12 protein-coding genes and 1 pseudogene are annotated in these 13,426 nt (G+C 61.6%); 4 read left to right on the forward strand and 9 right to left on the reverse strand.

What is annotated here, in order from left to right:
- Window positions 1–68 precede the first annotated feature (68 nt).
- Both U5775_RS02270 and U5775_RS02275 read right to left on the reverse strand, forming a co-directional pair.
- Window positions 69–380 (reverse strand): hypothetical protein, encoded by a 312-nt coding sequence (locus U5775_RS02270; RefSeq protein ID WP_322056516.1) that lies wholly within the window; start codon window positions 378–380, stop codon window positions 69–71.
- 192 nt (window positions 381–572) lie between these two features.
- Entirely contained in the window at window positions 573–1,202 is a 630-nt protein-coding gene (locus tag U5775_RS02275) for a hypothetical protein (protein ID WP_322056517.1), read from the reverse strand.
- 244 nt (window positions 1,203–1,446) lie between these two features.
- On the opposite strand from U5775_RS02275, the pseudogene U5775_RS02280 reads away from it, so the two are divergent.
- Window positions 1,447–1,731: pseudogene (locus U5775_RS02280) on the forward strand (recombinase family protein); the annotation flags it as partial.
- Between the two features lie 470 nt (window positions 1,732–2,201).
- Here the strand turns inward: U5775_RS02280 and U5775_RS02285 are convergent.
- Together U5775_RS02285 and U5775_RS02290 are read right to left on the reverse strand one after the other, a co-directional pair.
- Window positions 2,202–2,963, reverse strand: a complete 762-nt coding sequence (locus U5775_RS02285; protein WP_322056518.1) for a peptidoglycan recognition family protein — start codon at window positions 2,961–2,963, stop codon at window positions 2,202–2,204.
- A 2-nt stretch (window positions 2,964–2,965) separates the two neighbouring features.
- On the reverse strand, window positions 2,966–3,589 hold the full coding sequence (locus U5775_RS02290) for a hypothetical protein (RefSeq protein ID WP_322056519.1): 624 nt from the start codon (window positions 3,587–3,589) through the stop codon (window positions 2,966–2,968).
- A gap of 476 nt (window positions 3,590–4,065) precedes the next feature.
- On the opposite strand from U5775_RS02290, the gene sixA reads away from it, so the two are divergent.
- Together sixA and U5775_RS02300 are read left to right on the forward strand one after the other, a co-directional pair.
- A complete protein-coding gene (gene sixA / locus U5775_RS02295) occupies window positions 4,066–4,530 on the forward strand; it encodes a phosphohistidine phosphatase SixA (protein WP_322056520.1) in 465 nt (154 codons plus the stop codon).
- Window positions 4,531–4,765: 235 nt separating this feature from the next.
- Window positions 4,766–5,584, forward strand: a complete 819-nt coding sequence (locus U5775_RS02300; RefSeq protein WP_322056521.1) for a GNAT family N-acetyltransferase — start codon at window positions 4,766–4,768, stop codon at window positions 5,582–5,584.
- Between the two features lie 135 nt (window positions 5,585–5,719).
- Here U5775_RS02300 and ppx read toward each other — a convergent pair whose 3' ends face one another.
- Entirely contained in the window at window positions 5,720–7,312 is a 1,593-nt protein-coding gene (gene ppx / locus U5775_RS02305) for an exopolyphosphatase (protein ID WP_322056522.1), read from the reverse strand.
- A gap of 224 nt (window positions 7,313–7,536) precedes the next feature.
- Here ppx and ppk1 point away from each other — a divergent pair, with 224 nt between their 5' ends.
- Window positions 7,537–9,600: a polyphosphate kinase 1 gene (ppk1, locus tag U5775_RS02310; protein ID WP_322056523.1), complete on the forward strand. Its 2,064-nt coding sequence runs from the start codon at window positions 7,537–7,539 to the stop codon at window positions 9,598–9,600.
- A gap of 104 nt (window positions 9,601–9,704) precedes the next feature.
- Here ppk1 and phoR read toward each other — a convergent pair whose 3' ends face one another.
- The 4 genes from phoR to pstB all read right to left on the reverse strand — a co-directional run bounded on the left by phoR (window position 9,705) and on the right by pstB (window position 13,386).
- Window positions 9,705–11,018, reverse strand: coding sequence for a phosphate regulon sensor histidine kinase PhoR (gene phoR / locus U5775_RS02315; RefSeq protein WP_322056524.1), 1,314 nt, complete (start codon window positions 11,016–11,018; stop codon window positions 9,705–9,707).
- Window positions 11,019–11,130: 112 nt separating this feature from the next.
- Window positions 11,131–11,832, reverse strand: a complete 702-nt coding sequence (phoB, locus tag U5775_RS02320) for a phosphate regulon transcriptional regulator PhoB (RefSeq protein ID WP_322056525.1) — start codon at window positions 11,830–11,832, stop codon at window positions 11,131–11,133.
- Window positions 11,833–11,878: 46 nt separating this feature from the next.
- Window positions 11,879–12,583 carry a phosphate signaling complex protein PhoU gene (phoU, locus tag U5775_RS02325; protein WP_322056526.1) on the reverse strand — a complete coding sequence of 235 codons (705 nt, stop codon included), beginning with the start codon at window positions 12,581–12,583 and terminating at the stop codon, window positions 11,879–11,881.
- Window positions 12,584–12,624: 41 nt separating this feature from the next.
- Window positions 12,625–13,386, reverse strand: coding sequence for a phosphate ABC transporter ATP-binding protein PstB (pstB, locus tag U5775_RS02330; RefSeq protein ID WP_415913505.1), 762 nt, complete (start codon window positions 13,384–13,386; stop codon window positions 12,625–12,627).
- Window positions 13,387–13,426 lie beyond the last annotated feature (40 nt).

Consider the following 13,426-nt stretch of genomic DNA (forward strand, 5'->3'; position numbering starts at 1 on the left):
TTCGATTGCACGATCCTCGTCGCGCGACTGGATCGCGATGGGCGGGGAAGCGAGGGGCAGACACCAACTCAATCCTGTCGTTTCTGCTGATAGGCCGTTGGCGGTGGTACATCCAGAAGTCGAAAAGGCGCGGGCTCCCTGTCGGCCATCTTGCGCGGCTGAACGTCGTTGCGCATGGCGTGAATGACAACGCTGAGAAGCCGGTCGTGAGCTTTATCGCTTTTATGGGTATTTCGATACGAAATCTCGTCTTGGAACGCATACACGGCCTTCAAGACCGCGGGCGGTGCGACCAGCGTTAGGCGGTTGACGGCATCCGCATATCGCTCCTGTGCGGCGGGCGTTGCCCGACCCGACACCATGCCAGAAAGTGCACCCATGTATACTCTTGATAATGTTCCAGTCGGGTCTTCCGCCATTCGGTTTCGTGTTCGCGTCCTTTCGCCAAGACCGAGGTTACGACGACGCCAACCAAGGCGAATATCCCGGATGCCAGTGCAGCGAGAACGGATGCCAAGGTAACCGCATTGATGATTCCCATCTCGCTCCCCGTTCCAAATGGTTATCGCCCGTCAGTTATCGTGGCGTGCAAAAGTTTCTATATTCCACGGCTTGGGCCGTTCGGGACGTTGCTCGATGTGACTTATGTAGCGCGACGAACTGGGCTCCCAATCGAAGTACAACCCTGCACCATGTTCACGCATTTCCCGCGCGTCTTCTGGAGTGACCTCAACTACGTCGGAGAACAGCAACTTCTGTTGTCTGTCCCGCAGCACGTGCGCAATTACATCGATCCTGTACAGACCAGCAGCAAACTTAAATATGCTTGCATCTGGTGGCAGCAAAAAGTGATGATTGGCTTCGACACCAGTTTCACCCACGAATAGACCGCTACCGCGCACCAGATTTTCCCGTGCGCCATACACCCAGATACTGAACGCCTGTTGCGTGCCGTCGTGAGTAACTGTCACGTGAATGTTTTCGACGACCCGACCTCGTTTGGACGTGGCGAATAACAGGGCTCGCAAGTATATCTTTGGCGATACCATAAGATCACCCCAGCGAGAACTATCCGCGCCAAAGAAGATTTGGGTTGGTCGTGTCATCTCCACCGTCCCCCGGCGGATGAGTGTTAACCAAGCGGTGCCTGCTGAAACGAACAGTGCAAGCACCGACACTGCGAAAGCCCACGTGGCAGTCATGTTTGCCCCCTCAGGTTGGGCACTTCAATTCGAGCGGAATTTACCACAACCAATGAGCGAACAACTTCGGGATTCGACTTTGCCAAGTCATGCAATTTCACAATAGCTATCTGCCGCTCGTCTTGGCAATCAACCGACCGTATTATTACTATCCTGAAAGCTGGTGTGCTAGCGGTAGAAAAACTTGTAAACCAATTGATTACCTGACATCTTGGGCTACCACGTCAAATTACCGGGGTCGCCCATGTCTCGCATGTTCCTCTACGCCCGCGTCTCCACCGCGGAGCAAACGACCGAAAATCAACTGCTGGAAGCCCGTACGGCCGGGTTTATCGTTCTGCCACGCCATACCGTCGAGGAAACCATCTCCGGGAGCATTCCGGCTGCCGAACGCCCCGGGTTCGCCAAACTGCTAGACCGGCTTGATGAGGGAGACATCCTCGTCGTAACCAAACTGGATCGGCTGGGCCGGAATACCATGGACGTGCTCGGAACCGTCGAACAGCATCTCAAAATATCGGTGGGAATTGTGGAGTTTGCCCGTAATCCCAATAGGGGCAAAAAGTAATTGATGCGGCAAGCCAAACGCCAAAAAAACCATGAGCACCATGTTACAGTATCATCATCAATTTACTTTGGAATAAAACCGTGCAAACACGATATAAGGCGTTAATTGGAGCCACAGCTTCTCTCTTGATCAGCTATCTCACAATTACAACACGTATCCCCGCAGCGCCGACTGCCACGCCCTGTACCGATGATTGGTTTAACTATATTGAGGAAAATTACTTCTCTACGGAACGAGGGGATATATGGAGCGATCCAGTCCGCCTAGATTGGACTGTTGATGGTGACTGGCGCTGGTTTGAATATATAGAAAAGAAGGCAGGCGCGACGGCTGCTCCCATAGGCACGTCAAGACAGAAGCATTGTGAAATACTGCAATCACGCCTTGGCGCACGCCTTTACATAATTAATGATTCCATGGGCTTATCTATTTCATTCCCCCGGAGGAGATAGTGCAAGTCGAGTTCGAAGCAATTGCACAACGTTCATACCGAGATTCCCAGGACATGCTCGGCCTTTACCGCTGCTCAACATTTGATACTCTCTATGACCGCCCATATGGGTAATATCAAAAAACTCCTTTAAGGTTTCACAGAGAATCTCCGTCGCTCTAATTTGATATGGAGTTGGCCTATCGTGATCAGCAACAACCTGGTCAGTTGCAATGTCTCTCAGCTTTTTCAATTTATCAACCAGGGATAGACTTTTATATTCCTGATCATATGCCTCCCCAACTTGAACCAAATTCGCTAAAAATACAATTCCGACCTTCCCCGTATTGCCTTTATCCACGTGCTCACCAGTAAATCTGATATCACGAGCTTCGTATATTTCGCCTTGGCACGAAATAGCGTAGTGATATCCCGCGTCATTGAAAGGCGGGCTTCGACCCATATCCTCCGCCTGTACGCGTCGCATTTCCTCAATAGAAGGCGCACCACAAGAATAGCTGCGGCCGGCGTGATGGATAACAATATCCTGATAGTCCCAATGGCTCTCGCGCATACCGGGATGGGGCGGTTGTGCGTGCCAGCTTGATCGCTCGATAAGTGGATAGCCCTTCCGCTTTAATTGGGTAATGATGGCCTGGCGCGTCGCTGCCCTGTCATCAACCCGGATTACAATCGCATCCTTTTTGCTGCTATCCACCGCAGTTTGCGCGGTGGTCCAGTGGTCAATCGTGTAGTCTGTCACTATCAGGCGCCTTGGTAAGGTTTCAGCATTCGCCTTGGCGATGAAAACACGGTATGGATATCAACCGATTGCTCACCGTCGGTTTCAATCTTCACGTAACCATCCCCGTCCGTTTTTCCGGACTGCCTGACGCCGCCAACGTCCGCCACATAATTGCGATTACGAAGCGGTTCTCCGGTAGCTGCGTCCCATACAAAGAACCAGCGAACATGGCGGGGCTCCTCGGGTTTCTGCGGCGCGGGTGATATCACGTCCGTTGCGCTTCTGGCGATACCGCTGGGTGTCGCGCCGCCGCCATCCACTATTTTGAACTTGCACCCATAAGCCGAAATGATCTGCGGCGGCGTGGCACACTTGCACAGAACAATGTCACCACCGACGGCTTGGAGTCGACCTCCGTTAACAAGGTCAACCATGCGCCTGCGCTCATTTAACCTCGCACCATAAGTAATAACGCCAATACTACCGCACTTCGCACAATAGCCCTCATCCCCGATGAACACCATATTACGGGGCTTGCCGTTTTCATCCTCGATGGTCCCAATGGTTTTCTTGGTCCCATAAATGTAGCCACCTTCGCCGCTGTCAAGCGGATCACCTTCAACCGCTGCATAGTAGATAGCCATTCACACCTCTACTGTTTTCTACTTGTAGATTCCCGCAGGCGAAACCTTGCGCGAGTGCGCCCTCCACGCCCTCGGGCTTACACATAGTCCAGTCGGATACACAAACCTCTGGTCGATTATCCGCAAGGTCGGGACGATGTGATATCAGATAAAGACGAAAATGGGGATGGCCAGAAATACCAAAGTCGCAAGCGCAGCGCTTGTAGGGCTGTCATACTGGCGGGCGCAGACACCAAGCGGCTGGCGAGACGGTTGTCTCCCGCGCATCGTGCATGCTGCCGCCGCCGCTCGCGCACCTGAAAACCGCCTCAATGCCCGTCGTCGCGCACGGCGTTCCTGGCACAAGCCATTGGCTTGTCACCCCTTTCTCATTTCCGCACCTGTCTTGCCGCCTCCCCAACGGGCGTGCACCATGGGGGAATGCCGTACGGTACGGAACAATCACCGTCCCCATCCCCCCTCAAGAGAAACGCCCCATGAACCTCATCCTCTGGCGCCACGCCGAAGCCGAAGACAGCGCCGCGAGCGATCTCGCCCGCCAGCTCACCACGCGCGGACGCAAGCAGGCGCAGAGCGTCGCGCGCTGGCTGCGCGCGCGCCTGCCCGACGACGCCGTGATCCTCGCGAGCCCCGCCGCGCGCACGATCCAGACCGCCGAGGCGCTCACCGACCAATACCGCGTCGTGCGCGAGCTCGCGCCCAATGCGAGCGTCGACGACGTGCTCGCCGCAGCGGGCTGGCCCGAGGGCACGGCGTCCACCGTCGTCGTGATCGGCCATCAGCCGACGCTCGGCGAAGTGGCCGCGCGCCTGCTCTCGGATGAAGAAGACCGCCGCAGCTGGGCCCTGAAGAAGGCCGGCGTCTTCTGGATCAAGAGCCGCGAGCGCAACGGCGACGGCGAAGCTGTCCTGCTCGCCGCCATCACGCCCGATCTCGTCTAGCGCCGCCGCATCCGCGCGTTCGCATCGGCCTGCGCGCCACCGTTCACGAGTCCGCCGTGCCATGCCGTGCTGCACCGCGCGGCATGGGCGCAGCACGCAAAACACCCCTCCCGCACGCCCCTTCCCTACCTCCGCCTTACAGCCCGTCATCGAATCGTCATTGCGTTTTCATGGAACCGTAACCGCGTCTTACTAAATTGCCGGAAAGTTTCCAACCTTCCGATCAGGACGCCCCATGCGAGATCTGCCGACGCCCTCCCTGCCGTTCGCCTCGAGCCTCTTCGAGTCGCACCGGCACCTGCCGCGCGCCGAAGAAACGGTCACCGCGCAGCATCGCCTGCAGGTGGCCTGGGCTCGCAGCGACGAAGAGCTGCGCGAAGCGCAGCGCCTGCGCTACCGCGTATTCGCCGAGGAAATGGGCGCGCGTCTCGCGGGCCCGGCGGGCCTCGACGTCGACGCCTTCGACGCCTGGTGCGATCACCTGCTCGTGCGCGACCTCGATACGCTCAAGGTCGTCGGCACCTATCGCGTGCTGCCGCCGCATCAGGCCGCGCGCATCGGCCGCCTCTACGCCGAGAGCGAATTCGACGTCTCGCGCCTCGCGCACCTGCGCCCCAAGATGGTCGAAGTGGGCCGCTCGTGCGTGCATCCCGACTACCGCAGCGGCTCGGTCATCATGTCGCTGTGGGGCGGCCTCGGCGCCTACATGACCCACAACGGCTACGAGACGATGCTCGGCTGCGCGAGCGTCGCGATGGTCGACGGCGGCCACTACGCCGCCAATCTCTATGCCTCGCTCGGCGCAAACGCCCTCACGGCGCCCGAGTACCGCGCGTTCCCGCACACGGCGCTGCCCGTCGAGGAGCTGCGCACGGGCGCATCCGCGGTGCCGCCGCCGCTCATCAAGGGCTATCTGCGCCTTGGCGCGAAGATCTGCGGCGCGCCGGCCTGGGACCCCGACTTCAACTGCGCGGACTTCCTCACGCTGTTCCGTCTTTCGGACATCAACGAGCGCTACGCGCGTCACTTCCTCGGCGAGGCCGCCGCGCGATAAGCGCATCGAACGCGCCGCGTCGAACCCACCGCATCGCGCACGCTTAAGCGGATGCCCCAAAGCACAACGCCCGGTTCAGCAGACCGGGCGTTGTTGCTTGCGCGCTTCGAGCGGAACACGCCGCTCAGACAGCCATCACGCTTCGTCGGTGTAGACCACGCGATAAGGAATCCCGACCTTGCCCCACTCCGCCGCTTCCTGGACGAGGTTGTAGTCGGTGAGCGGATTGTTCTGCACCCACGCGTTCGGCAGCAGCACTTCATAGCCGTTGCCTTCCTGCATCACCTTGATCACGGGCAGGCCGACGTCGGCGCGGCGGCGGCTCAGGAGCCCCGCGAGGCGCAGGCAGAACAGCAGCGGCCATTCCACGTCGCGCGCCTGCGAGAGCTTGCCGAGCTTGCCCACGTGGCCGAGCACGAGCGCGGCCAGGCGCGCCTGATCAGTGCGCGAGAAGCCGGGCATGTCGGCGTTGCTGGCGATATAGGCCGAATGCTTGTGATACGCGCTGTGCGAAATCGACAAGCCGATCTCGTGCAGCGACGCCGCCCAGCCCAGGAACATGCGGTTTTCCTCGCGACGCTCCTCGTCGGGCTCTTCGAGCTGATCGTAGAAGCCCACCGCGAGCTCGCCGATGCGGGCCGCCTGCGAGCGGTCCACGCCATAGCGGCGCATGAAGCCTTCCACGGTGACGGTACGCATGTCCTCGTGCTGCGAGCGGCCGAGCAGGTCGTAGAGCACGCCCAGGCGCAGCGCGCCGTCGGTAGTGTCGACGTAGTCGATGCCCAGCTCGTCGAACACGGCGATCATGATCGAGAGGCCGCCCGCGAGCACCGGGATGCGGTCGGGCTTGAGCGCGACGAGCTTCAGGCGGTTGACGTTCTCGGCCTTGATGAGCGCGCGCTTGAGGCGTTCGAGCCCACCGCGCGAGATACCGTGCGTCACGCCCGGGTCGTTGAAGCCGTTGGCCTCGACGAGCTCGGCGAGCGCGCGCGCCGTGCCCGAGGAGCCGATCGCCTGGTCCCAGCCGGTCTTGCGATAGTCGGCGGAAATGATCTGGATCTCGCGCGTGGCGGCCAGTTCGGCCTGGCGCATGGTGTATTCGTCGACGTTGCCGGCCGGGAAGAACTGGCGGCTATGGCTCACGCAGCCGATATAGAGGCTTTCCATGCGGATCGGCGTGTAGTGCGCGCCGATGATGAACTCGGTCGAGCCGCCGCCGATATCCACCACGAAGCGCTTGCCCGCGCTCGCCGGCACCGAGTGCGCGGCACCCGCATAGATGAGGCGCGCTTCTTCGCGGCCCGCGATCACCTCGATCGGGAAGCCGAGCGCCCGTTCCGCTTCGCCAAGAAACTCGCGCGCATTCTTGGCCACGCGCAGCGTGTTGGTGGCCACGGCGCGCACGTGATCGGGGTGGAAGTCGCGCAGGCGTTCGCCGAAGCGCTTGAGCGCGTCCCAGCCACGCACCTGCGAGGCGCGGTCGAGCATCTTCTCCTTCGAGAGGCCGGCGGCAAGACGCACGGACTCGCGCAGGGCGTCGACGGGGTAGATCTGGCTGCCGGCGTCGGTTTCCTCGACGCGGCCGACGATCAGGCGAAAGCTGTTCGAACCGAGATCGACGGCGGCAAGCAGTTGCGGATTGGTGACCATCGAGGGGGCGGGCTCCATACGTGCGCGCGCGGCCATCCGGTCTCGCTGGGCGGCCGCCGCGCTATCTAAATATGTCATTTTAAGCGTACCCGACTTCCCCATGTCGCTCCTCGCGTCGGTTTCGGCGGCGCCTTGCAGGGGACGCCCTGACCCAGGCTGCATCTTTGCCGCGCAAGGTGTCGAATACGTGAAAATCGGGCGTAAAATTTGTGACACACCAAATTTCACAATAAAGTCACAAAACTGTGAGACTTTCCGAGCATCCGTTCGAATCATCCCCTGGAATTCCGTTTTCTATACCAATGTCCATCCGCTATCCCTTACTCAATCGCGAACTGGGCATCCTGGGATTCAACGAGCGTGTGCTTGCACAGGCCGCCGACCCCGCCGTTCCCTTGCTGGAGCGTCTGCGCTTCATCTGCATCACCAGCAGCAACCTCGACGAATTCTTCGAAGTCCGCATGGCCGGGCTCCAGGAGCAGATGCGCGACAACCCGGGCGCGCTCTCGCCCGACGGCATGTCGCTGCAGCACGTCTACGACCTCGTGGTCGAGCGCGCGCAACGCCTCGTGCATCGCCAGTACGCCATGCTGCACGACACCGTGCTGCCGGCGCTCGAAGCGGAAGGCATCTATTTTCACGGCACCGAAGCCTGGAACGAAGCGCAAACCGCATGGGCGCGCAAGTATTTCCTCGACGAACTGCTGCCCGTGCTCACGCCGATCGGGCTCGATCCCGCGCACCCGTTCCCGCGCGTGCTCAACAAGAGCCTGAACTTCGTCGTCGAGCTCGAAGGCAAGGATGCCTTCGGCCGCCAGGCCGTCATGGGCATCGTGCAGGCGCCGCGCGCGCTGCCGCGCCTCGTGCGCATGCCGCAGGAGCTCTCGGGCTTCCAGCACGGCTTCGTGCTGCTCGGCTCGCTCCTGCAGCGCTTCGTGGGCGAGCTGTTTCCGAGCCTCGTGGTGCGCAGTTGCAATCAGTTCCGCATTACGCGCAATAGCGAGCTCTTCGTCGACGAAGACGAAATCACCAATCTGCGCGTGGCGCTCCAGGGCGAATTGCCCGCGCGCCATCTGGGCAATGCGGTGCGGCTCGAAGTCTCGGCGGAAACGCCGGTGCATCTCGTCAGGCGTCTGCTCGACGAGAGCGGGCTGAACGAGAAAGACTGCTATTACGTCGACGGTCCCGTGAATCTCGTGCGCCTCATGCAACTGCCCGAGATGGTCGATCGACCCGACCTCAAGTTCGTGCCGCACGTGCCCGCCATTGCGCAGCGCATCGCGGCGAACAGCAACATGTTCGACGTGATCGATCAGGGCGACGTGCTGCTGCATCATCCGTACGAAAGCTTCCAGCCCGTGCTCGAATTGCTGCTGCAAGCGGCCAACGACCCGAACGTGGTCGCGATCAAGCAGACCATCTACCGCACCGGCACCGACTCGCCGCTCATGGACGCGCTCATGCAGGCCGCGCGCAACGGCAAGGAAGTGACCGTCGTGGTGGAGCTGCTCGCGCGCTTCGACGAGGAAACCAACATCAACTGGGCCGCGCAGCTCGAAGCCGTGGGCGCGCACGTGGTCTATGGCGTGGTGGGCCACAAGTGCCACGCCAAGATGATGCTGATCGTGCGCCGCACGCCCGTGAACGGCCGCATGGTCCTGCGCCGCTACGTGCACCTTGGCACCGGCAACTATCATCCGCGCACGGCGCGCCTCTACACCGACTTCGGCCTCATGACCTCCGAGTCGAAGATGTGCGAGGACGTCCACCACGTGTTCCAGCAGCTCACGGGCATCGGTGGCGAGCTCCAGTTGCACGAGATGTGGCAGTCGCCGTTCACGCTGCATCCGCGCCTCGTCGAGGCGATCCGCGCCGAAGCCGACGCCGCGCGCGCCGGCAAGAAGGCGCGCATCGTCGCGAAGATGAACGCGCTTCTCGAGCCCACGGTGATCGATGAGCTCTACGAAGCATCGCAGGCGGGCGTGAAGATCGACCTGATCATCCGCGGCGTGTGCTCGCTGCAGCCGGGCGTGCCGGGGCTCTCGGAGAACATCACGGTGCGCTCGATCGTCGGGCGCTTCCTCGAGCATCACCGCATCTACTACTTTTACGCGGGCGGCGCGGAGCACGTCTATCTGTCGAGCGCCGACTGGATGGACCGCAACCTGTTCCGCCGCGTCGAGGTGGCGTTCCCGATCCACGACCGGCGCCTCAAGCGGCGCGTGATCGCCGAAGGTTTGTCGACGTTCATCGGCGACAACCAGTGCGCATGGCTCATGCAAAGCGATGGCCATTACCGCCGCCGTCGCGCCGGCAAGGCCGTGCGCAATGCGCAAATGAGTCTGCTGGCAAAGTTCTGTTCGTGATGCACAGCGCACGCGAGCCACGATAAAAAAATGCCGCTTCAAATGAAGCGGCATTTTTTATTCTGCAAACCTGAGCAACGCGCGCGGCGCCCGATCGATGTACTTCACGCCGGCGCCGGTTGCCGGCGCGTCGTGCGCGCGGCCGGAAAGCGCACCGTGAAGGTACTGCCCCGCCCTTCCTCGCTCTTCACTTCGAGTGCGGCGTCATGGCGTTGCAGCACGTGCTTGACGATCGCGAGACCCAGGCCCGTGCCACCGGTGTCGCGCGAGCGGCTGCGGTCCACGCGATAAAAGCGCTCTGTGAGCCGCGGAATGTCGCTGGCCGGAATGCCGTAGCCGCTATCCGTCACCGAGAACACCGCCTGGCCGCCCTCGGCGCGCCATTCCAGATGCACCGCGCCGCCTTCGGGCGTGTAGCGCACCGCGTTGGTCGCGAGATTGCCGAGCGCGCTCAATATTTCGGCCTCCGAACCAGTCACGCTCAGGCCGTCGTCGAAGTCCGCCGTGATGCGATGGTGACCGCCCGAGAGGCTTTCCGCGTCCTCGCGCACGTGACCGAGCACGGCGCGCATGTCGATCATCTGATCGCCGGGCTGGCGCGCCTCGCCTTCGAGCTTGGCCAGCACGAGCAGGTCGGTCACGATATGGCGCATGCGCGCGGCCTGCTGCTCCATCAGATCGAAGTAGCGCACGCGCTCGTCCTCGGAGAGCGGCAGCTCGCGCATCGTCTCGAGGAATCCCGAGAGCACGGTGAGCGGCGTCTTCAATTCGTGCGAGACGTTGGCGACGAAGTCGCGCCGCATGGCGTCGGTGCGCTCGAGCTCGGTGATGTCCTGCGAGAGCACGAGCTTGCGGTTCTCGCCGTACGGAAACACCTGCACCGAAAGCACGTTCTGTCGCTTCGCGCCCATGCCGCGCATGATCAGCATGTCCTTGTAGTCGTGCGAATTGAGGTAGCGCACGAAGTCGGGCTGACGCACGAGATGAGTGATGTGCTGGCGCAGGTCGCGCTTTGCGTCGACGCCGAAATGCAGCTCGGCGATGGCGTTGCACCACTCGATCTGGTCGCGGTCGTCGAGCATGGCCACGCCGTTGGGCGACGCCTGGATCGCCTGAATGAAGCGCGAGTGCTGCTGCTCCACCTGGCGCACCTGGGCGTGCCAGCGCTTCGCGAGCTTGTGCAGCCGGTAGTAGATTTCGCCCCAGACGCCGGGGGCGCTCGGCACTTCGCCGTAGACGGGCGCTTCGAGCAAATGCCAGAGACGCTGCTTGTGGAAGGTGCTGAACAGCATTTGGCCGATCAGCGCGACGACCGCTACGGAAAGCGCGATCTTGATGCCGAAGATCGCGCCTATGCCCGCGCAGAGGAGCGCGAGCAGGATGATCGATACGAGGGCGCGCACCCAGATGATATTCATGTTCCTGCGATCGAAGAGAATGACGGTCCGGACCGGGGGCGCTGCGGATTCGGAGCGCCGGCGCCGCGTGAAACGCCGCGCCGGCGTATTACAGCCGTGCTGCAAACAAGATTCAGGCGCTCTTCGCGAGACGATAGCCGCTGCCGCGCACCGTTTCGATCATAGCATCGCACCCTGCCGGCTTGAGCGCGGCGCGCAGGCGCTTGATATGCACGTCCACGGTACGCTCTTCCACGAACACGTGATCGCCCCACACCTGATCGAGCAGTTGCGTGCGGCTATGCACGCGCTCGGGGTGGGTCATGAAAAAGTGCAGCAGACGGAACTCGGTCGGGCCGAGATCGAGCTTGATCTCGGAGCCTTCCGCGTGAGCGGCCACCCGGTGCGTGGCCGGATCGAGCTTGAGGCCGTTGATCGCGACCACGTCTTCCGTGAGCTGCGGCGCGCGGCGGCGCAGGACCGCCTTGATGCGCGCCATCAGCTCCTTCGGCGAGAACGGCTTCGTCACGTAATCGTCGGCGCCGATCTCGAGACCGAGCACCTTGTCCTGCTCGTCGCCGCGCGCGGTCAGCATGATGATCGGAATGTGCTTCGTGCGCTCGTTGTTACGCAGATCGCGCGCGAAATTCACGCCCGATTTCCCCGGCAGCATCCAGTCGAGCAGGATGAGATCGGGCAGCACGTCGCTGATCAGGCTCTGCGCCTGCTCGGCGTTGTAGGCACGGATCGGGCAATGACCCGCGTGCTGCAGGTTCACGGAAATCAGCTCGGAAATGGCGGGCTCGTCTTCGATGACGAGAATGCTGCTGGGCATCGGCACCTCTTGACCTTAAGACCTGTTGATACAGTTGAATGCGCTATTAACTGAGCGCTTCGCGTTCGAGCGCGTCGCGCGACTTGTGCCGCACGTCGGTGCCCTTCACGATGTAGATGATGAACTCGGCGATGTTCTTCGCGTGGTCGCCGATACGCTCGATCGCCTTCGCAATGAACAGATAGTCGAGCCCGGCCGAGATCGTGCGCGGGTCCTCCATCATGTAGCTCACGAGCTTGCGCACGAAGGCGCGGAATTCCTCGTCGATGGCCTTGTCGTCGCGCACGATCTGCGCGGCGGCCACGGTATCGAGACGCGCGAACGCATCGAGCGCGCGGCGCAGGATCGAGACGGCCATCTCGCCCGAGACCTTGATCTCGGCGATGTTGACCGTGCGCGAGGCGCCGTCTTCCATCAAGCGCCTGGTGCGCTTGGCGATCTTCTCGGCCTCGTCGCCGGCGCGCTCGAGGTTCGTGATGGTCTTCGAGATCGCGAGCACGAGGCGCAGGTCGCGCGCGGCCGGCTGGCGGCGCGCGATGATATTGCTGCACTCCTCATCGATTTCGACTTCCATCGTGTTGAGGCGGTCCTCGGCGGCGATCACGCGCTCGGCGGCTTCGCTGTCGAACTCGTTCAGGGCCTGCATCGCCGTGATGATCTGCGATTCCACGAGGCCGCCCATTTCGAGCACCTTCGACGAAATCAGGTTCAGGTCGGCATCGAACTGGCTGGACAGATGCTTGTCGGACATGTCGTTTCTCCCTTCTTCCGCTTAATGTGTCATCAAACGGATCAGCCGAAGCGGCCCGTGATGTAGTCTTCGGTTTCCTTGCGGACCGGCTTGATGAAGATCTTCTCGGTGTCGCCGAACTCGATCAGCTCGCCGAGATACATGTACGCAGTGTAGTCCGAGCAGCGCGCGGCCTGTTGCATGTTATGCGTGACGATCACGACCGTGTAGTCGCTCTTGAGCTCCGCGATCAGCTCTTCGATGCGGCCCGTCGAGATCGGGTCGAGCGCCGAGCACGGCTCGTCGAGCAGCAGCACTTCAGGACGGATCGCAATGCCGCGCGCGATGCACAGACGCTGCTGCTGGCCGCCCGAAAGACCGTAGCCGCTCTGGCCGAGCTTGTCCTTCACTTCGTTCCAGAGCGCGGCCTTGGTGAGCGCCCATTCCACGCGGTCGTCCATCTCGGGGCGCGAGAGCTTCTCGAACATCTTCACGCCGAAGGCGATGTTGTCGTAGATCGACATCGGGAACGGCGTCGGCTTCTGGAACACCATGCCCACGCGCGCACGCAGCAGCGAAATATCGCGGCTGTAAGTGAGCAGGTTCTCGCCGTCCATCAGGATTTCGCCTTCGGCGCGCTGCTCCGGATAGAGCGCGTACATCTTGTTGAACGTGCGCAGGAGCGTGGACTTGCCGCAGCCCGACGGGCCGATGAACGCCGTCACCTTGCCTTCGGGAATCTGCAGGTTGATGTTCTTGAGCGCGTGATACTTGCCGTAGAAGAAGTTCAGATCCTTGACTTCGATCTTCGGCGTGCCCGCCATGATGCCGCGGTTGCCCTGGGCGGGGTCGAGGCCCGAAGGC

The organism is Paraburkholderia sp. J63, from assembly GCF_905220245.1.
In the GTDB taxonomy this organism is placed as follows: domain Bacteria; phylum Pseudomonadota; class Gammaproteobacteria; order Burkholderiales; family Burkholderiaceae; genus Paraburkholderia.

Bases quoted from the DNA above. Each gene is read 5' to 3' on its own strand.
- U5775_RS02300 (WP_322056521.1), top strand. From the start codon at position 4,766: ATGCGAGATCTGCCGACGCCCTCCCTGCCGTTCGCCTCGAGCCTCTTC.
- phoU (WP_322056526.1), bottom strand. From the start codon at position 12,583: ATGTCCGACAAGCATCTGTCCAGCCAGTTCGATGCCGACCTGAACCTG.
- pstB (WP_415913505.1), bottom strand. From the start codon at position 13,386: ATGGCGGGCACGCCGAAGATCGAAGTCAAGGATCTGAACTTCTTCTAC.
- phoB (WP_322056525.1), bottom strand. From the start codon at position 11,832: ATGCCCAGCAGCATTCTCGTCATCGAAGACGAGCCCGCCATTTCCGAG.
- ppk1 (WP_322056523.1), top strand. From the start codon at position 7,537: ATGTCCATCCGCTATCCCTTACTCAATCGCGAACTGGGCATCCTGGGA.
- phoR (WP_322056524.1), bottom strand. From the start codon at position 11,018: ATGAATATCATCTGGGTGCGCGCCCTCGTATCGATCATCCTGCTCGCG.
- sixA (WP_322056520.1), top strand. From the start codon at position 4,066: ATGAACCTCATCCTCTGGCGCCACGCCGAAGCCGAAGACAGCGCCGCG.
- ppx (WP_322056522.1), bottom strand. From the start codon at position 7,312: ATGACATATTTAGATAGCGCGGCGGCCGCCCAGCGAGACCGGATGGCC.
- U5775_RS02270 (WP_322056516.1), bottom strand. From the start codon at position 380: ATGGGTGCACTTTCTGGCATGGTGTCGGGTCGGGCAACGCCCGCCGCA.
- U5775_RS02290 (WP_322056519.1), bottom strand. From the start codon at position 3,589: ATGGCTATCTACTATGCAGCGGTTGAAGGTGATCCGCTTGACAGCGGC.
- U5775_RS02275 (WP_322056517.1), bottom strand. From the start codon at position 1,202: ATGACTGCCACGTGGGCTTTCGCAGTGTCGGTGCTTGCACTGTTCGTT.